Origin of the sequence: Methylobacterium sp. OAE515 (assembly GCF_041806315.1) — a bacterium.
Classification (GTDB): domain Bacteria; phylum Pseudomonadota; class Alphaproteobacteria; order Rhizobiales; family Beijerinckiaceae; genus Methylobacterium; species Methylobacterium tardum.
Window position 1 is genome coordinate 491,255 of the sequence record NZ_JBGMUV010000001.1, and the last position, 18,732, is coordinate 509,986.

General features: G+C 70.6%; 16 protein-coding genes and 1 pseudogene. 11 read left to right on the plus strand and 6 right to left on the minus strand.

What is annotated here, in order from left to right; translation table 11 throughout:
* Nucleotides 1-18 precede the first annotated feature (18 nt).
* From ABIE45_RS02400 to ABIE45_RS02420, 5 genes and pseudogenes are all read right to left on the minus strand, one after another.
* Nucleotides 19-174, minus strand: coding sequence for a hypothetical protein (locus ABIE45_RS02400; protein WP_192710762.1), 156 nt, complete (start codon nt 172-174; stop codon nt 19-21).
* A gap of 66 nt (nt 175-240) precedes the next feature.
* A complete protein-coding gene (locus ABIE45_RS02405; RefSeq protein ID WP_192710761.1) occupies nt 241-678 on the minus strand; it encodes an EamA family transporter in 438 nt (145 codons plus the stop codon).
* Between the two features lie 391 nt (nt 679-1,069).
* Nucleotides 1,070-3,322, minus strand: a complete 2,253-nt coding sequence (locus ABIE45_RS02410) for a xanthine dehydrogenase family protein molybdopterin-binding subunit (RefSeq protein WP_192710760.1) — start codon at nt 3,320-3,322, stop codon at nt 1,070-1,072.
* An 8-nt stretch (nt 3,323-3,330) separates the two neighbouring features.
* Nucleotides 3,331-4,339: pseudogene (locus ABIE45_RS02415) on the minus strand (xanthine dehydrogenase family protein subunit M).
* Entirely contained in the window at nt 4,336-4,860 is a 525-nt protein-coding gene (locus tag ABIE45_RS02420) for a (2Fe-2S)-binding protein (protein ID WP_192710758.1), read from the minus strand. Before ABIE45_RS02420 ends, ABIE45_RS02415 begins: the two are co-directional and overlap by 4 nt.
* Before the next feature lie 240 nt (nt 4,861-5,100).
* On the opposite strand from ABIE45_RS02420, the gene ABIE45_RS02425 reads away from it, so the two are divergent.
* Entirely contained in the window at nt 5,101-6,486 is a 1,386-nt protein-coding gene (locus tag ABIE45_RS02425) for a M20/M25/M40 family metallo-hydrolase (RefSeq protein ID WP_192710757.1), read from the plus strand.
* Between the two features lie 19 nt (nt 6,487-6,505).
* Here ABIE45_RS02425 and ABIE45_RS02430 read toward each other — a convergent pair whose 3' ends face one another.
* Nucleotides 6,506-7,210 (minus strand): ParA family protein, encoded by a 705-nt coding sequence (locus tag ABIE45_RS02430; RefSeq protein ID WP_192710756.1) that lies wholly within the window; start codon nt 7,208-7,210, stop codon nt 6,506-6,508.
* Nucleotides 7,211-7,901: 691 nt separating this feature from the next.
* On the opposite strand from ABIE45_RS02430, the gene ABIE45_RS02435 reads away from it, so the two are divergent.
* The 10 genes from ABIE45_RS02435 to ABIE45_RS02480 all read left to right on the plus strand — a co-directional run bounded on the left by ABIE45_RS02435 (nt 7,902) and on the right by ABIE45_RS02480 (nt 18,583).
* On the plus strand, nt 7,902-8,345 hold the full coding sequence (locus ABIE45_RS02435; protein WP_192710755.1) for an MEKHLA domain-containing protein: 444 nt from the start codon (nt 7,902-7,904) through the stop codon (nt 8,343-8,345).
* A 147-nt stretch (nt 8,346-8,492) separates the two neighbouring features.
* Nucleotides 8,493-9,647: a transporter substrate-binding domain-containing protein gene (locus tag ABIE45_RS02440; protein ID WP_192710754.1), complete on the plus strand. Its 1,155-nt coding sequence runs from the start codon at nt 8,493-8,495 to the stop codon at nt 9,645-9,647.
* Nucleotides 9,644-10,270, plus strand: coding sequence for an ANTAR domain-containing protein (locus tag ABIE45_RS02445; RefSeq protein ID WP_192710753.1), 627 nt, complete (start codon nt 9,644-9,646; stop codon nt 10,268-10,270). The genes ABIE45_RS02440 and ABIE45_RS02445 overlap by 4 nt, the downstream gene beginning before the upstream one ends.
* A gap of 174 nt (nt 10,271-10,444) precedes the next feature.
* The gene (locus ABIE45_RS02450; RefSeq protein WP_192710752.1) at nt 10,445-11,290 is read left to right on the plus strand and encodes a nitrilase family protein; all 846 of its coding nucleotides are present in this window, start codon (nt 10,445-10,447) and stop codon (nt 11,288-11,290) included.
* Between the two features lie 37 nt (nt 11,291-11,327).
* Nucleotides 11,328-12,482, plus strand: a complete 1,155-nt coding sequence (locus ABIE45_RS02455) for a substrate-binding protein (protein WP_192710751.1) — start codon at nt 11,328-11,330, stop codon at nt 12,480-12,482.
* A 275-nt stretch (nt 12,483-12,757) separates the two neighbouring features.
* On the plus strand, nt 12,758-13,591 hold the full coding sequence (locus tag ABIE45_RS02460) for a branched-chain amino acid ABC transporter permease (RefSeq protein WP_192710750.1): 834 nt from the start codon (nt 12,758-12,760) through the stop codon (nt 13,589-13,591).
* Nucleotides 13,584-15,389 (plus strand): ATP-binding cassette domain-containing protein, encoded by a 1,806-nt coding sequence (locus tag ABIE45_RS02465; RefSeq protein ID WP_192710749.1) that lies wholly within the window; start codon nt 13,584-13,586, stop codon nt 15,387-15,389. The genes ABIE45_RS02460 and ABIE45_RS02465 overlap by 8 nt, the downstream gene beginning before the upstream one ends.
* Nucleotides 15,382-16,113, plus strand: a complete 732-nt coding sequence (locus ABIE45_RS02470) for an ABC transporter ATP-binding protein (RefSeq protein ID WP_192710748.1) — start codon at nt 15,382-15,384, stop codon at nt 16,111-16,113. The genes ABIE45_RS02465 and ABIE45_RS02470 overlap by 8 nt, the downstream gene beginning before the upstream one ends.
* A 150-nt stretch (nt 16,114-16,263) precedes the next feature.
* Nucleotides 16,264-17,184, plus strand: coding sequence for a DUF1028 domain-containing protein (locus ABIE45_RS02475; protein ID WP_192710747.1), 921 nt, complete (start codon nt 16,264-16,266; stop codon nt 17,182-17,184).
* On the plus strand, nt 17,177-18,583 hold the full coding sequence (locus tag ABIE45_RS02480; RefSeq protein WP_192710746.1) for an amidase: 1,407 nt from the start codon (nt 17,177-17,179) through the stop codon (nt 18,581-18,583). Before ABIE45_RS02475 ends, ABIE45_RS02480 begins: the two co-directional genes overlap by 8 nt.
* The last annotated feature ends 149 nt before the right edge of the window (nt 18,584-18,732 follow it).

Genomic DNA, 18,732 nt, shown 5'->3' on the forward strand with positions numbered 1-18,732 from the left:
ATCCGGTCGCTCCCGGCCTCAGGGCGCGGGAGCGGTCACCGTGAGCATCGGCAGGGTGACGGAAAGCGTGCCGGGCGGCATCCGCTCGGTGCCGAGCGTCAGGCAGGCGGCGAAGCCGAGGCAGAGGGCGAGACCGAGAAGCGAGGTCTCGAAGCCGCGGTAGACCCAATCCATGGCGGTCCCCTGTATACGAGGGACCGTCAGGATGCGCCGATCGGGTTAACGGATCGGTGCGCCACCTCACCAGCCCGAGGCGACAAGCGCGGCCCCGGCGGCGATCAGCGCGACGCCCGCCCAGGCCGCGAGGCTCAGGGTCTCGCCGAGCAGGCCGGCACCGAGGAACGCCACCAGCACGACGCTGAGCTTGTCGAGCGGCGCGACCCGGGCGGCGTCGCCGAGCGACAGCGCTCGGAAGTAGCACAGCCACGACGCCCCGGTGGCGAGGCCCGACAGGACCAGGAAGACGAGGCTGCGGCCGGAGATCTGCGCGAGACTCCCAGACTGACCGGAGCCGACGACGATCGCCCCGGCGAAGACCAGGATCACGGCGGTGCGGACCAGGGTCGCGACATCCGACTGCACGCCCGAGACACCGACCTTGGCGAGAATCGCGGTGAGCGCCGCGAAGCCAGCGGCGGCGAGCGCCCAGAAGCGCCAGGATTGCAGCAGATGGCTCACGGAAGTCTCAGATCGCCTCTCAATTCTTGGAAGGCTCAGACTGGCCGTCCAATCCGCGCCCTCATCCTGAGGCGCCGGAGCGCAGCGCAGGCCTTGAAGGAGCCCTCCAGGGATCGCGCATCTGGCTGGAGCCCTCCTTCGAGGCGGCTTCGCCGCACCTCAGGATGAGGTCGCAGGTGGGAGCCACCCTCATCGGGCCCTATCGTGTACCGAGCGTAAGGGAACGTGCGCGGCGCCGGGTCGCTTCGCTACGCTCGCGATGACGGAGCGGCCCGGTGCGGCCCGGTAGATCCCCTCTCAGGCAGAAGAGCCGCCGCACGCCCGGCGCAGCGGCTCTCCTTCAATCGACTCCTTGCCGGACCGTAAATGTTTCCCGTGAAACATTCACCGTTCACAGGAGCTTGTCGGGCGTGATCGGCAGGTGGCGCACCCGCTTGCCGGTCGCGTGGAACACCGCGTTGGTGATCGCCGCCGCGACGCCGACGATGCCGATCTCACCGAGCCCCTTCACGCCCAACGGGTTCGCCTTGTCCTCCTCGTCCACGAAGATGACGTCGATGTCGTAGATGTCGGCATTCACCGGCACATGGTACTCCCCGAGATTGTGGTTCATGAACCGGCCGATGCGGTGGTCGAGCATCGACTCCTCCTCCAGCGCCGAGCCGATCCCCATCACCACGCCGCCGAGGATCTGGCTGCGCGCGGTCTTCGGGTTCAGCACCTTGCCGGCCGCGATCGCCGAGACGACCCGGGTGACCCGAACCTGCCCCAGTTCCTCGTCGACCTTCACCTCCACGAAGATCGCCGAGTGGGTGTAGGCCTCGTATTTCTGATTGAAGTCCTTGTCGGGCCCGGCCTCCTCGACGGCCTCGACCTTGTCAACGCCCGCGGCCTGCAGCACCTCAATCAGCGAGACGCTGCGGCTCGGATCGCCCGCCACCGAGATGCGCCCATCCGAGAACACCGCCCGGTCGAAATCGACGTTGGCGAGCGGCGAGTTCTCTAGGCCGCGGGCGAGCTTGAACACCTGCGCGCCGACGTTGCGGCACGCCTTCATCACGGCGGTGCCCGAGGAGGCCGCGGTCCAGGATCCGCCCGCGACCGGGGCTTCCGGCAGACGGGTGTCGCCGAGCTTGGTGGTGACCGCATCCATCGGCAGGCCGAGGGTGTCGGCGGCGATCTGGGTGAGGATCGTGTAGGTGCCGGTGCCGATATCGCCGGTTGAATTGCCCACCGTCAGCCGGCCGTCGGGCGTCAGTGTCGCGATGGCGTTCGACTGCATCATCATCGATTCCCAGATGCCGGTGGCCACGCCCCAGCCGACCAGCTCCCGCCCCTCGCGCGTGGCGCGCGGCTCGGGGTTGCGCTTGGCCCAGCCGAAGCGCTCGGCGCCGAGTTCGAAGCAGCGGCGCAGCTCCTTCGAGCCGAACGGCTTGCCCTTCGCGGTGGCGTCGGATTCGGCGTAGTTCTTCAGCCGCAGGGCGATCGGATCGAGCCCGGTCGCGTAGGCGAGTTCGTCCATCGCGGTCTCGATGGCGAAGACGCCGGTGACCGCGCCGGGGGCGCGCATGTCGCCGGGGGTCGGCGTGTCGAGCTTCACCAGCCGGTAGCCCAGGGCGACGTTGTCGCAACGGTAGAGGACGCCCGACCAGTTGACGACGACCTCCTGGTAATCCTCGTATTGCGAGGTGCCCTGGACGGCGTCGTGCCGGAGCGCCGTCAGCGTGCCGTCCGGCTCGGCGCCCAGCGCGATCGTCTGCAGCGCCTCGGACCGGTAGGTGAAGCTCCACAGCTGGTCGCGAGTCAGGGTCACGCGGACCGAACGCTTCAGCTCCTGAGCGGCCAGCATCGCCAGGAACAGCTGGTATTGCGGGCGCAGGCCCGAGCCAAAGCCGCCGCCCAGATATGGGTTGAGCACCCGCACGTGATCGGGCTTCAGGCCGAACACGTTGGTCAAGTACTGGTGGCTGTTCGAGACGCCCTGAATCTTGTCGTAGACCGTGTAGGTGCCGTCCTGTTCCACCACCACCGTGGAGGCGTGCGGCTCCATCGGGTTGTGGTGCTCGTCGGCGAGGCTGTAGGCGCCCTGGACGCGGATCGGCGCGCTGCCGAAGGCCTGGTCGGCGTCGCCCCAGGGCTCCGGCGGCGGCTTGATGCCCGTGCGCTTGTAGGGCGGCTCGTAGGCGGTGCCACGCAGGGCCCCCAGATCGGTCCCGGGCTCCTGGGTCTCGTAGCTCACCCGCACCAGGGAGGCGGCGTAGCGCGCGGTCTCGAAATCCTCGGCCACCACCAGGGCGACCGGCTGGCCGCTGAACACGATCAGGTCGTCGTAGAGGGCGCGGAACGGCGAGCCAGGGGGCGCCACCTGATCCTGGAAGTTCTTGTCCCGCCACGCGGTGCGCGGCCGATTCTCGTGCGTGATGACCTTGAGGACGCCCGGCACGGCCTCGGCCGCGGCGGAATCGATGACCGTGATCCGGCCCTTGGCGATCGCACTCGATACGACGACGCCGTAGGCGAGGTCGGGCGCCGCGAACTCGCCCGCGTATTTGGCGAGCCCGGTCACCTTGGCGGGGCCGTCGATCCGGCTGCGCGGGCTGCCGACGAAGGTGTCGTGGCCGGTGGAGCTGAAGGTCTGGGTCATGGCGGGACCTACTGGATGCGCTTGTCGCTGAGCGACTGAGGCGTGCCGGCGGCGGCCTGTTCGAGGCCGCGCACGATGGCCCGCCGGGCGAGATCGATCTTGAAGCCGTTGGTCGCCTGGGGCTTCGCCTCGGCGACGATCAGGTCGGCCGCCGCCTGGAAGCTCTCGCGGTTCGCGGGCTTGCCCTCCAGCAGGGCCTCGGCGTCCCGGTTGCGCCAGGGCTTGTGGGCGACGCCGCCGAGCGCCAGCCGCGCGGTCTTCACCGTGTCGCCGTCAAGCTCCAGGGCCGCCGCCACCGAAACCAGCGCGAAGGCGTAGGACAGCCGGTCGCGCAGCTTCAGATAGGTGAAGTGCTGCGGGAAGCGGCTCTCCGGCAGGTCGACCGAGACGATGATCTCGCCGGGGGCGAGGTTGGTGTCCTTCTCCGCGCGTATCGCCCGGCAGGCGGTGGAACTCCGAGAACGGAATCGACCGGTCGCCCTGCGGCCCGCTCACCTGCACGGTCGCCTCCAGGGCGGCGAGCGCGATGCACATGTCGGAGGGGTGGGTCGCGATGCAGTGCTCGCTTGTCCCGAAGATCGCGTGGATGCGGGTCATCCCGCCGATCGCCGAGCAGCCGGAGCCAGGCTCGCGCTTGTTGCAGGGCGTGGCCACGTCGTAGAAATAGTAGCAGCGGGTCCGCTGGAGCAGGTTGCCGCCGGTCGAGGCGGCGTTGCGCAGCTGGGCCGAGGCGCCGGCCAGGATGGCGTTGCGCAGCAGCGGATAACGCGCCGTGACCCTTTCGTCGTAGGCCACCTTGGCGTTGGTCGCGAGCGCCCCGATCCGGAGGCCGCCCGCATGGTCCTCGATCTGGTCGAGGGGCAGGCGGGTGATGTCGATCAGCCGGCCGGGCTTCTCGACCTCGTACTTCATCAGGTCGATCAGGTTGGTGCCGCCGGCGATGAAGCGCGCACCCGCCCCGAAAGCCTGCACCGCCTCCGCCACCGTGCCGGCGCGGACGTAATCGAAGCGGTTCATCGGGCGCCTCCCTGCATGACGTCCTCGATGGCGTCGACGATGTTGGTGTAGGCGCCGCAGCGGCAGATGTTGCCGCTCATCGCCTCGCGGATCTCGTCGCGGGTGTGGGCGTGGCCCTCGTTCATCAGCCCGACCGACGAGCAGAGCTGGCCCGGCGTGCAGTAGCCGCACTGGAAGGCGTCGTGCTCGATGAACGCCTCCTGGATCGGGTGGAGGGCGTTGCTGCCCGCCCGGTCGCCGAGGCTGGCCAGGCCCTCGACCGTGGTGATCTCGGCGCCGTCCTTCATCACGGCGAGGGTCAGGCAGGAATTCACCCGGGTGCCGTTCACCAGCACCGTGCAGGCGCCGCACTGGCCGTGGTCGCAGCCCTTCTTGGTGCCGGTCAGGTCGAGGCGCTCGCGCAGCAGGTCGAGCAGCGTGGTCCAGGGGGCGACCTGGAGCTCGCGCCGCTGCCCGTTGATCGTGAGCGTGATGCCGATGGGCGTGTCCGCCGACACGGGCGGCTGTGTCTCGAGGCGCATGGTGTCGTCCACGGTCTGAGCCGGCCGGGGCCGGGCGAGGAGCAGAGGGAGCGGCGACGGGGGCGGCGCGCGTGCCGGCCGGCCATTCCGTCGATAACCATTCCAATCTGTCCCTGTTCCGCTTGGCGCGCGTCGCAGGCCTCCGGCGGACCGGGCGTCGAAGATCGGACATTGCCGCGCCGGCTGTGCCTCGGGTAACGCTCGTCCCCGCAGAATCCACGCCGCACCCCGGAGCCCCCGATGGCCGCGCTCGACGCGATCCTCAACGACATCGACACGGATCTGGAGAACGCCCTGGAGCGGCTGTTCGCCTTCCTGCGGATCCCGTCGATCTCCACCGATCCGGCCTATGCCGGGCATTGCCGCGAGGCCGCCGCCTGGCTCGCCCAGGACCTGACCGCGCTGGGCTTCGAGACCTCCGTGGAGGAGACCTCGCTTCACCCGGTGGTCCTGGCCCACAAGCCGAAGCCCGGCGCACCGCACGTCCTGTTCTACGGCCATTACGACGTGCAGCCGGTCGATCCCCTCGACCTGTGGAAGACGCCGCCCTTCGAGCCGCACATCGCCAACGACGGCCAGGGCGGCAAGAAGATCGTCGGGCGCGGCGCCTCCGACGACAAGGGTCAAGTGATGACCTTCGTCGAAGCCTGCCGGGCCTACATCGCCATGCACGGCGAGCTGCCCTGCGGCGTCACGATCCTGATCGAGGGCGCCGAGGAGAGCGGATCACAAGGCCTGCCCGAATGGGTCGCGGCCAATCGCGAAAGGCTCGGCTGCGACGTGGTGCTCGTCTGCGACACCGGCATGTGGGACCGGAAGACCCCGGCCATCACGTCGTCGCTGCGCGGGCTCGCCTATTTCGAGGTGAAGGTCACCTGCGCCGACCGCGACCTGCATTCCGGCTTCTTCGGGGGCGCGGCGCGCAACCCGATCCACGTTCTGTCGAAGATCATCGCCGACCTGCACGACGCCGACGGGCGGGTCACGATCCCGGGCTTCTACGAGGGCGTCCATGAGCGCCCGCCGGAGGTGCTGGAGCAGTGGCGCGGCCTCGGCCTGACCCCGGAGACGCTGCTCGGCCCGATCGGCCTCAAGGAGCCCGCGGGCGAGCGCGGCCGGATGCCGATCGAGCTGGTGCAGTCGCGCCCGTCCTGCGACGCCAACGGCATCATCGGCGGCTATACCGGCGAGGGCACCAAGACGGTGATCGCCTCCACCGCCTCCGCCAAGGTCTCGTTCCGCCTCGTGGACGACCAGGATCCGAAGCGGCTCGCCGAGAGCTTCGAGGCCTTCGTGCGCGCGCGGGTGCCTTCGGACTGCCAGGTCGAAGTCATCACCTACAAGGGCTCGCGGGCGATCAGCCTACCGTTCGACATGCCGCAGCTCGAGGCCGCCAAGGCGGCGCTGCAGGACGAGTGGGGCGTGCCGGCCGTCACCGTCGGCGCCGGCGGCTCGATCCCGATCGTTGGCGACTTCAAGCGGATCCTCGGGCGCGACACCCTGCTGATCGGCTTCGGCCTCGACGATGACCGCATCCACTCGCCCAACGAGAAGTACGACCTGACGAGCTTCCACAAGGGCACGCGCTCCTGGGCGCGGATCCTCGCGGCCCTCGGCCAAGGCTGATCGCGGCGGAGGGCTGATCTCAGCGGGCGGGAGCCGCCCGCATCTTCCCGTCGATCCAGGCCCAGAGGGCCCGGACCTCCTCGGCGGCCGGGCTGCCAGGGGCGAATTCCGTGACGCCGAGCCCGGTCGCCAGGGCGTCCTGGTGGTCGACCCGGTGGATGATCCCGGGCTCGGCCAGCACGCCCAGCGCCCGCAGTTGCGCCGCGTAGGCGCCGGTGCGCGGCGAGGGCGGCGGCGGGCACTGGTTCAGCACCATGGCCAGCCGCTCCCGCAGGCCGAGGCCGACGAGCGCCTGGAGCGTCGGCCGGGCAGCCACGATGTCGAGCCGGGAGGGGCGGACCGGCATCAGCACGAAGTCGGCATCCTTCAGGGCGGGCGCGAGCCCGGCGGAGCTGCCGGCGGTGTCGAGCACCGCGAGCGTCGTGCCCTGCTCGGCGAGGATGCCCAGGATCTCCGGGAGCTGGCCCATTTCCCAGGGCTGGACCCGGTCGACCGCGACGGAATCGTCCCGTCTCAGGGCGCCCCAGCCGGCCAGCGAGCCCTGGGGATCGAGGTCGAGGGCGGTGACGTGCTCGCCGGCCTCCGCGGCGGCAATGGCCAAGGACGCCGCCAGCGTGGTCTTGCCGGTGCCGCCCTTCTGAACCGCCACGGCGAGAATCCGCAGCGGTCGGCCCGCTTGCTCCGGCACGCTATCCGGCTCCCGTTCGGATCCTTCTGGATCCATGCGCGTCCCACCTCTCCGATGCCATGCTCGGATCGCCGGGAACGGCGCCGGGCCGGGACTTCCTTGTCCGGAGCCCGATGGCGCGCAATCCCCATACTGGCGATCGTAGCCCAGGTATCATGACGATGAGATCATGCACACCCGAACCCAGTGCCTAATCCGTTCGGACTCGATCCCGCTCAGCAGAGCGGCGACTTGCGGCACCCGAAATAGGGCAGATGACCGGACGAGCATTTTGCGTCTGCGATAATTCAAGTTCTACTCAGGATTGAGATACCCTTCGGACGACTAGACCAAATCTGTTTTTATTAGCAGCGCGCGTTTGTCGAATAAAATTCATTTCAATCTTTCGAACACTGCCGTGCCGATCGTGTCCTGACACATCGTGGGTCGGCCGATGCGCCCGCTTGCGCAACGAGGATGTTTACGCACCTCCGGCCGAGGCCGCCTCTCCTCGTGTCCTTTGACCGGATTGACACTTCCGATGCGGCGCGCCCTCGCCTTCTCTGCGGGGTGGGAGAGATGCGGCCCAGGCCGCCCCCTGTTCCGGCATAGAACCGTGAATCCGGCAGCCCGCACGCGGGGCTCGAGCGGCCCGGGGCCGAGACGGGCCGCGGTCCGAGCGGGACCGTGCGGCAGCCTTGCGCTACCGCACATGCGAATCGGCGCGGTTCCGGCCAAGAAGGCCGCCATGAGCGACCTCTCGCACGATCCCGACTTTTTCGCCGTGCTCACCGGCAGCTACGCCCGGCGGCTCGGTGAAGCTCTCGTGCCGGACGGGGCGGACGCGGCGTGGCTCTACGGGCAGGCACCCTTCGTGGTCCTCGCCCACGATGGCGGCACGGATCCGCGCTTCGTCTACGCCAACCGGGCCGCCCAGGCCTGCTTCGGCTACACGCGGGCGGAACTCGTCGGCCTGCCGTCACGGCTTTCGGCGGAGGCGCCCGAGCGCGCCGAGCGGCAACGGCTCCTCGACGCGGTCACCCGGGACGGCTTCAGCCGCGGCTATCGCGGCCTGCGCATCGCCAAGGACGGACGGCGGTTCTGGATCGAGCGGGCGGTGGTCTGGCAGCTCGACCGCGACGGCGTCATCGTCGGCCAGGCCGCGACGTTCTCGGAGTGGCGCGACGCCTGACGGCGGGCAGAAGCCAGCGTGATCCGGCCGCACGCCACCACCGTTGCCGCCAAGGCGGCTTGCTTCCCAAGATCGCCGCGCCTGCGATAGGACGGGGCTGCGCGCAGCGGAATGCTGGGCGGACCGCCACAGCACCGCGAGGATGCCATGCCAGGCCGGGACGAAGCGACTTGGCGCGTCGGCGTCCTGTTTTCCCGCAGCGGCGTCAGCGGCATCACCGAGACCGAGCATTTCCTCGGCACCGCCCTGGCGATCGAGGAGATCAACACGGCGGGCGGCGTGCTCGGGCGCCCGATCGCGCCGATCTGCTACGATCCGGCCGGCGACAACGACGCCTACCGCGCCTACGCCCGCCGGATGCTCGCCGAGGATGGGGCCGAGGTGGTGTTCGGCTGCTCGCTCTCGGCCAGCCGCAAGTCGGTGCTGTCGACCGTGGAGCGGCACAACGGGCTGCTCTGGTACCCGTCGATCTACGAGGGCTTCGAGTACTCGGAGAACATCGTCTACACCGGCGCGACCCTCAACCAGAACGTCTTCGCCCTCGCCGACTACCTCCTCCAAGAGCACGGCCCGCGGATCTTCCTGATCGGATCGGACTACATCTACCCGCGCGAGTCGAACCGGGTGATGCGCGACCTCATCGAGGCCAAGGGCGGCGCCATCGTCGGCGAGCTCTACGCGCCCCTCGACGCGGACGACGCCGCCCACGCCGCGATGATCACCGAGATCCGCCACGCCGCGCCGGACGCGGTGTTCTCGACCGTGGTCGGGCGCGGCGCCGAGCGCCTCTACCGCGCCTATGCTGGATCCGGAATCGACCGGACCCGCTGCCCGATCGCCAGCCTGACCCTCGCGGAGGGGCAGATCCGCGCGATCGGCCCCGAACTCTGCAGCGGCCATGTCCTCGCGGCCTCCTATTTCTCGGCGCTCGCGGGCGACGCCAACCGGCGCTTCGTGGATGCCTTCCAGGCCCGGTTCGGGGCCGAGCGGCCGACCAGCATGTGGTCGGAGACGGCCTACGCGCAGGTCCACCTCTTCGCCCGGGCGCTCACGGAGGCCGGAACCCTCGACGCCGAGCGCCTCGGCGCGGCGGCCCTGCGGCAGCGGATTGCGGCACCGGAGGGCGAGCTCGCCTTCGACGGTGAGACGCGGCACATCTGGCTCACCCCCGGCATCGGGGTCGCCCGCAGCGACGGGCAGTTCGACGTCGTCTGGCGGGCGCGCCGGCCGGTGCGGCCCGATCCCTACCTCGCATGGTCCCGCTTCGAGACGAACTGGCTGGACGAGGGGATGGCCGCGTGACCGCGCCAGCCCGCAAGATCCTGGACGACCTGCGGCGGGCTCGCGCCCTCGTCATCCACCCCCGGGACGAGGAGGGCGCCGCGCTCCTCGAGCAGCTGCGCCGCCTCGGCTGCGCGGTCTCGCTCGCCTGGCCGCCGCCCGCCGCGCTGCCGCCCGACATCGACACGCTGTTCATCCAGCTCGACGACGCGCAGGTGATGCACCTCCTGCCGTCGATCGAGGAGATCGAACCCGCCGTCATCGCCATCGTCGCCTACGAGAGCCCGACCTCCCTGAAGGCGATCGCCGACGTCAACGCCCACGGCGTGCTCAACAAGCCGCTCCATCCGCGCGGCGTGCTCACCCAGTTCGCCCTGGCCCGCTACCGGCGCGGCTACGAGGGCCGGCTGATCAGCAAGATCAACCGTCTGGAGGAGACCATGAAGGGCCGCCGCACCGTCGAGAAGGCGGTCCGGCTGCTCGTGGACCTCAACCGGATCGACGAGGACGCCGCTTACAAGATGCTCAGGGACCGGGCCACCGCCTCCCGCGTGCCGATGGCGAGCGTCGCCGAGAGCGTGGTGGCGGCGCACGAGGCGATGAGCGGTCTCGGCCTGCGCATCGCGTTGGCGGAAAAGACCTGATCGCAGCAGCCTGCCGCATTTATGGTCTTGCGGTCCGTCTTGCGACGCGTATCGTAGTCTTATCGGGCAAGGTTGCCCCGCAGCAGGATTGCTGCACTACATCTCGGCTTTGAAGCCTCTGGTTCGCGGATGATTGTTTCCGCGCCCAGGGGCTTTTTGCGTTTTGGAGCTTTCATGATCCAAGCGAACGATCCTGCGCGCCCGCCCATCCGGGTGTCCTGTATCCAGTTCGAGCCGATCTTCGGCGCCATCGACGCCAACATGGCGCGCGCGTCGGATCTCGTCCGCGCGGCCGCCGCCGCGGGCAGCCGGCTGATCGTGCTGCCCGAACTCGCCAGCACCGGCTACGTGTTCGAATCCGCCGCGGAGGCCGCCGCGCTGGCCGAGCCGGTGCCGGACGGCCCGACCACCAGGGCCTGGGTGGCGCTCGCCGCGGAACTCGGCGTCCACATCGTGGCGGGGATCGCCGAATCCGCGGGCGACACCCTCTACAACGCCGCCGTGATCGTCGGACCGGAGGGCTACATCGGCACCTACCGCAAGGCCCATCTCTGGGACCAGGAGAACGTGTTCTTCGCCAGGGGCGACCTTGGCTTTCCGGTCTTCGACACCGCCCTCGGCAAGGTCGGCGTGGCGATCTGCTACGACGGCTGGTTCCCCGAGACCTTCCGCCAGCTGGCGCTCGGCGGCGCCGAGATCGTCTGCATCCCGACCAACTGGGTGCCGATGCCGGATCAGCCCGAGGGCGAGGCCGCCATGGCCAACACCCTGCATCGGGCCGCCGCCCACACGAACGGCCTCTTCATCGCCTGCGCCGACCGGGTCGGAATCGAGCGCGGCCAGCCCTTCGAGGGCCAGAGCCTGATCATCGGACCGAAGGGCTGGCCGCTCGCCGGCCCGGCGAGCCGCGACCGGACCGAGACCCTCTCGGCGCTGGTCGACCTCGACGCGGCCGGCCGCAAGGACCTGAACGCGTTCAATTCCCTCCTGCGCGACCGCCGCACCGACATCTACGGCTGATCCCGCCTCGCCCCGTCGTTATCCAAGGAGTCCGCTCATGGTGAAATGGTCCCTCGTCGGCGCCGCGACGCTCGCCCTCGCCGCCTCGGCCGCGCAGGCCGCAGACGGCAAGCCGATCGTCATCGGCATCCCGATCGGCCTGTCGGGCGCCAACAGCGTCGTCGCGCCGTCGGTGGTGCAGTCGGCCGAACTCGCCGTGGAGGAGATCAACGCCCAGGGCGGCGTGCTCGGCCGCAAGCTCGCCCTGGAGGTGGCCGACGACGCCTCCGGCGCGGCCGGCGCCCAGAAGGCCTTCGACAGCCTGATCTACCAGAAGAAGGTCGACGTCCTGATCTCGATGGAGACGAGCGCGGCCCGCAACGCCGGCCTGCCCGCCGTCACCAAGGGCAAGGTGCCGTACATCTACACCTCGTTCTACGAGGGCCATTCCTGCAACAAGAACATGTTCGTGGACGCCTGGGTGCCGGAGCAGCAGGTTCCGCCGGTGGTCGACGCCTTCAAGGCGAAGGGCGCCAAGACCTACTTCCTGATCGGCAGCGACTACGCCTTCGGCCGCGGCATGCTGGGCTTCGCCAAGGGCTACGTCGAGAAGACCGGCGGCAAGGTTTTGGGCGAGGAATACCTGCCGATGGACGGCAGCGACTGGACGGCGATCATCTCCAAGCTGAAGGAGGCCAAGCCCGACGCGCTGATCACCTCGACCGCCGGCGGCGCGCCGAACGTCACGCTGACCAAGCAGCTGCGCGGCGCGGGCGTGACGCTGCCCTTCGCCAACCTCGCCCTGGACGAGGGCACCGCCAAGAGCATGGGTGCCGATGCCGAGGGCGTCTACCTCTCGGCCTCCTACGTCACCGGGATCGACAGCCCGGAGAATAAGACCTTCCTGGCGGCGATGAAGAAGAAGTTCGGCGCGGAGCTGCGCACCCCGAACGACCTCTCGGTGCCGGAATACGAGGCGATCTACCTGTACAAGGCCGCGGTCGAGAAGGCGGGCGGCACCGAGACCGCCAAGGTGCTGGAGGCGCTGCCGACGGTGAGCGTCACCGGGCCGCGAGGCACGATCCGCATGAGCAAGCAGCACCACGCGCCGCTGACCATGTATCTCGGCCAGATCCAGGCGGACGGGTCGGTGAAGGTCGCCGGGACCTTCAAGGACGTCGATCCCGGCGAGCAATGCCCGAAGCTGCAATAAGGGGAGGCGCGCGGCCTCCGGCTCCAGGTTCCGCTGTGAGGAGCGTCATTCCGGGGCTCGCCGCAGGCGAGAGCCCGGAATCCAGAACCACGGCCGTAACCGGAGTGCCGCAGGTCGATCCGACCACCTGGGCGGCCCTGGATTGCTCGCCTTCGGCGTGCCCCTCCGGGTCCGGGCTCGCCTGCGGCGACCCGGAATGACCGGGCTGTCGCAGGAGCCGGCCGCGCAATCCTGAAGGCCTCTCGCGTCCCGCCCTCGTCCCGATCGGAGCCCCGATGCTGCTCACCCTCGACATCCTGACCACCGCGGCGATCCTGTTCGTGGTCTCGATCGGCCTGCTGGCGATCTTCGGCGTGCTCAAGATCATCAACTTCGCCCACGGGGCGTGGCTGACGGTCGGCGCCTATTGCGCGGTGGTCACCGCCAAGCTCGGGCTCAATCCCTGGGCGGCGCTGCCGCTGGCCTTCGTGGTCGGCGCCCTGCTCGGCGGGCTGGCCGAGCACTTCATCATCCGCCCGCTCTACCGCAGGCCGCTCGACGCGATCCTCGCCACCTGGGGGCTCGGCATCGTGGTCGGGCAGCTCATCACCCTGGGCTTCGGCCGCGACGTCCAGCTCACCCCGAACCTGCTCTCGGGCACCGTCGAGCTTCTCGGCGTCGATTACTCCGCCTACCGGCTCGTGGCTTTGGGCATCGCGCTGGTCATCGGCGCGCTGTTCGCGCTGACCATCGAGCGAACCCGGCTCGGGCTCTCGGCCCGGGCGGTGATCATGAACGAGACCCTGGCGCGCAGCCTCGGCATCGACACGGGCCGCGTGCGCCTCGTGGTGTTCATGATCGGCGCCGGCCTGGCGGCGCTGGCGGGCGTCCTGCTGACGCCGCTCACCAGCGTCGACCCGAGCATGGGCGTCTCCTGGCTGATCGGCGCCTTCATGCTGGTGATGGTCGCCGACGCCTCGTACCTGGCGCTCGCGGCGGCCTGCCTGGTCTTCGGGGCCGTGCAGGTCCTGATCAGCACCTTCGTGAGCCCGATCCTGGGCAGCATCGCCATCGCGGTGCTGGCCGCCCTCGTGCTGCGGATCAGCCCGAAAGGTTTCTCCCGTGCTTGAGACCGTCCCCGTCGCCGCGCGCGTCGCCGCGCCTCCCCGCGGGCGGCCGCGCCTCGCGCGGGCCGCGCCCTTCGTGGTCGCGACGCTGGCGGCGCTCGCCCTCTGGATCGCGCCGCTCTTCCTCGACACCTTCGCGGTCAACGTCCTGACCCGGTCGATGATCTACGCGGTGCTGGCGGTCACGGTCGATCTGCTCTGGGGCTTCGCCGGGATCCTGACCTTCGGGCAGGCGGCGTTCTTCGGCATCGGCGCCTACGCCACCGCGATGATCCTCACTGCCTATGGGGCGACGCCGCTCGGGATCGCCGCGGCGGTCGCGGCCGCGCTCGTCGCGCCGGCCCTGCTCGGTCTCGCGGTCGGGTGGCTGTCGTTCTACCACCGCTCGACGCCGCTCTACGCCTCGGTGATCTCGCTCGTCGTCCCGATCGTGGTGGTGCAGCTCATCTACTCGGGCGGCGAATGGACCGGCTCCAGCAGCGGCCTCGTCGGCTTCGACGTGCTGCCGTTCGAGATCGAGGGCTATTTCCGCCTCGCGGCCCTGTTCCTGATCGTCGTCACGCTGGCGGCCTGGATCCTGGTGCGCTCGGATCGGGGCCGCGCCCTCGTGGCCGTGCGCGACAACGAGGCGCGCTGCGCCTATCTCGGCCTCAACCCCCGCCGCCTGCAGATCCTGCTGACCGCTGCGCTCGCCGCCGTCGCCGGCCTCGCGGGCTTCCTGTTCGCCAACGCGTCGGGGGTCGTCGCCCCGGAGAATGCCGGCTTCCTGTTCGGGACCGAGCTGGTGATCTGGGTGGCGCTCGGCGGCCGCGGCACGCTGCTCGGCCCGGTGCTGGGCACGGTCGCCATCGACTACCTCGCGGCGAACCTCTCGGGCGACCTGCCGTTCCTGTGGCAGCTCCTGCTGGGCACGGCCTTCGTGGTCATCATCATCCTGCTGCCCGGCGGATTGGCCGACCTGGTCGGCCGCCTGTGGCGGGCGCTGCCGTTCGGCCGGTCGGGCCGCGTCGCCCCCGCCCTGGTGGCGCGGCAGGCCGGAATCGCGGCCGCAGCGGACGGCCCGATCCTCAAGGTCGCGGGACTCGCCAAGGCCTATGGCAGCCTGACGGTGCTGGAGGCCATCGACCTGGAGATCCGGGCGGGCGAGCTCGTCAGCCTTGTCGGCCCTAACGGCGCCGGCAAGACCACGCTGATGCGCTGTCTCAGCGACGGCACCGAGCCGTTCACGGGATCGATCGCGATCGGTGGAACCCCGATCAAGGGGCTGACGCCGAACCGCGTCGTCGGCCTCGGCGTCGGGCGCAAGTTCCAGGTCGCCAGCGTGTTCGAGAGCCTGTCGGTGGCCGACTGCCTGCGGCTCGCCCGGGCGCCGCATGACGGCCTGAGCCCGGTCGGTCAGGCCGCGACGCTGGGCCTGCCCAAGGCCGCCCTCGACGTGCTGCGGATGACCGGCCTCGATCACCTGCTGACGCAGCCGACGCGCCTGTTGTCCCACGGTCAGAAGCAGGCGCTCGAACTCGCCATGGTGGTGGCGCTCGAGCCGCAGCTGATCCTGCTGGACGAGCCCACCGCCGGCCTGACCAAGGGCGAGCGCACCACCATCGGGACCGTGCTCCGGGCGCTCACGGCCGAGAGCGGGATCGCCGCCGTGCTGGTCGAGCACGACCTCGACTTCGTGCGCGAGATCTCCTCGCGCATCGTCGTGCTGCACCAGGGGCGGCTCGTCCTCGACGGCACGGTCGAGGACGTCGTCGGCTCGGAGCTGGTCCGGACCATCTATTCGGGAGGCGCCCATGGCTGAGGCAGCACGGCGGAGCGAGCCGACCGGAGCCGCGCTCGCCCTCGAGCGGGTGTCGAGCGGCTATGGAGCCATCGCGATCCTGAAGGACGTGTCCCTGTCGGTGCAGCCGGGCGAGATCGTCGCCCTGCTCGGCAAGAACGGCATGGGCAAGACCACCCTGCTCAAGACCATCCTGGGGATGGTGGCCCTGCGGGGCGGCGCGGTCACGATCGGGGGCCAGGCGCTCGCCGGCCTGTCGCCCGCCCGCCTCGTGGCGCTCGGCGTCGGCTACGCGCCGCAGGAGCAGCCCCTGTTCCAGGACCTGTCGATCCGCGACAACCTGCGCCTCGCGGTGCCGTCGGACCGGCTCCTGCCGGAGGCCCTGGAGCGGCTGTTCGGCCATTTCCCGTTCCTGAAGGACCGCCTCGCCCAGCGCGCCGGCACGCTCTCGGGCGGCGAGCAGAAGATGCTGATCCTCGGGCGCGCCCTGATGCTGCGCCCGCGCCTGCTGCTGATCGACGAGATCTCCGAGGGCGTGCAGCCCTCGATGGTCGAGCGCCTGCGCGCCGTCCTCCAGGCCGAGCGGGATGCGGGCGTATCCATGCTGGTGGTGGAGCAGCACGTCGCCTTCGCGCTGGGGCTGGCCGACCGCTACGCGGTGCTCAAGCTCGGCGAGATCGTCGACAGCGGCGACGCCAAGGCGCCGGACGCGCCGGCCCGCGTCATCGACCATCTGGCGGTGTGAGGCGGTCATGAGCGCGATTGCCCCGCCGTCATGGCGAGCGCAGCGAAGCGACCCAGGGCGGCGCGCGGCCGGCCGGCATGGCGCTGTCTGGGTTGCTTCGCTGCGCTCGCAAAGACGGCGGATTGTCCCGAAACCGGGAGCCCTAGGCCCATGAGCGAACTCAACACCTTCTCGATCGCCGCCCGCTGTTCCCGGACCGGGCAGCTCGGCGTGGCGGTGGCGAGCGCGGTCCCGGCCGTGGGCAGCCTCTGCCCGTACATCAGGGCCGGGATCGGCGCCGTCACCACCCAATCCTGGGGCAATCCCTATCTCGCGGCCCGCATCCTCGACGGGCTCGCCGACGGGCAGGCGCCCGACGCGGCGCTGGCGGCTTCCCTCGCCACCGACGACCGGCCGGACCTGCGCCAGCTCGGCCTCGTCGATGCGCGCGGAACCGGCGCGGCCTGGACCGGCGCCGGATGCACGCAGGCGGCCGGCCACCGCACCGGGCCCGGCTACGCCGTGCAGGGCAACATGCTGGCCGCGCCCGGCGTGATCGACGCCATGGAACTGGCCTTCACGAACAGCGCCGGATGCGACCTCGACGAGCGGCTCATGCGGACCCTGGAGGCCGGCGACGCGGCGGGCGGCGACCGGCGCGGCAAGCAATCGGCGGCGCTCCGGATCGTCGCCGGAGAAGACTATCCGCTCCTCGACCTGCGCGTCGACGAGCACGCGGCGCCGGTGGCGGAGCTGCGCCGCGTGCTCGGCGTCGCCCGCCGGCAACTGGTGCCGTTCGTGGCCGGCATGCCGCGCAAGGACGGCCCGGCTGGCGCGCTGCCGGACGACGTGGTCGCGATGCTGCTCGAACCGCCCGGGCAGCGGCCTGGGACGGCCCAAGCGGGCGCCCCCGATCCGATCCGGGATGTCATCGGCCTGCGCCAGGAGCCCGCGCGGATCGCGCACCTTCTCGCGCAGTTCGCGCCGGTGCTCGCCGAGATCGAGACGCTGCGCAGCCTCGATCTGGCGCAGATCCATCCGCCGATCATCTTCGACCCGAGCCTGCCCTATCGCGCGGTGCCCCATGACTGACGCCCTCTGGCAATGCCCGATCACGGACCTCGCGCCCCGGATCGCGGCGCGGCAGCTGTCGAGCGCCGAGCTGGTGGAATCCTGCCTGGACCGGATCGAACGCCTGGACGGCGACCTGAACAGCTTCGTTTGCCTGTCGCCGACCGCCCGCGATGCGGCGCGCGCGGCCGATGCCGAGATCGCCCGGACGGGCCCGCGCGGCCCGCTGCACGGGATCCCGGTCGCCATCAAGGACAACTACACCACGGCCGACCTGCCGACCCGGGCGGGCACCGCGGTGGAGGCCCTGACCTTCCCGATGCAGGACAGCCACTGCGTGGCGAAGCTGCGCGATGCCGGGGCGGTGATCCTCGGCAAGCTCAGCATGCATGAATTCGCCTGGGGCACCGTCACGCCGCAGGCGCGCAACCCGTGGGATCTCGCGCGGGTGCCCGGCGGCTCGAGCGGCGGCTCCGGGGCCGCGGTGGCCGCCCGCCTCTGCCCCGCCGCCCTCGGCTCGGATACGGGCGGCTCGATCCGCATCCCGGCCGCCCTGTGCGGCGTGGTCGGCCTCAAGCCGACCTACGGCCGGATCGGGCGGTCGGGGATCGTGCCGCATTCCTGGTCCCTCGACCATGCCGGGCCGCTGACCCGGACGGTGGCCGATGCCGCCCTGATGCTGCAGGTCCTGGCCGGCCCGGATGCCGGCGATCCCGCGGCCTCCGCGGCACCGGTGCCGGACTACACGGCCGGCCTCGAACAGCCGGTCCGGGGCCTGCGGATCGCGGTGATCCGCAACCACTTCTTCGACGCGGTCGACGCGGAGATCGGCGCCGCCGTTGAGGACGCGATCGGCTTCTTCGCCGGCCAGGGTTGTGCCGTGGCGGAGGTCACGGTGCCGTCCCTGCGCTACGGGCTCGGTGCCATCTACGCCATCGAGCTGGCCTCCTCGACGGCCTATCACGACCGCACGCTCGCGCAGGGCCACGTCGCGGGCTTCGCCGACGACGTTCGGGATCTGGTGGAGATGGGCCGGTTCGTGACCGGACCGGACTACCTGCGGGCCGAGCAGGTGCGGGCCCGGATCATGGCCGAGATGGCTGCTGTGCTCGCGGAGGCCGACGCGATCATCACGCCCGCCACGCCCCTCACTGCCTGGAAAACCGACGCCGCCACCGTCACGCTCGCGGGGCGGGAAGAGAGCGTCCTGGCGGCGTCCTGGCGCCTGACCTACCCGTTCAACCTGACGGGGCTGCCCGCCCTCGCGCTGCCCTGCGGCTTCGACCGGGCCGGCCTGCCGATCAGCCTGCAGATCGCCGCCCGGCCCTTTGCCGAGCCCACGCTGCTTCGGATCGCTCACCAGTACGAGCGCGCCCACGACTGGTCCAGCCGGGTCCCGCCGTCGGCGAACGGGATTTAGCGGGTCCGTCCCGAGGGCCGGTGCCGGACCGCGTGACCGCGCAGCGCGCCGGCCTACCGATTTCGGCCCCGTCGTCCTTGCGAGCGGAGCGAAGCAATCCAGGCGGCGCCACGATCTCGGGGGTCGCGCCGCCCTGGGTCTGGTCGCTT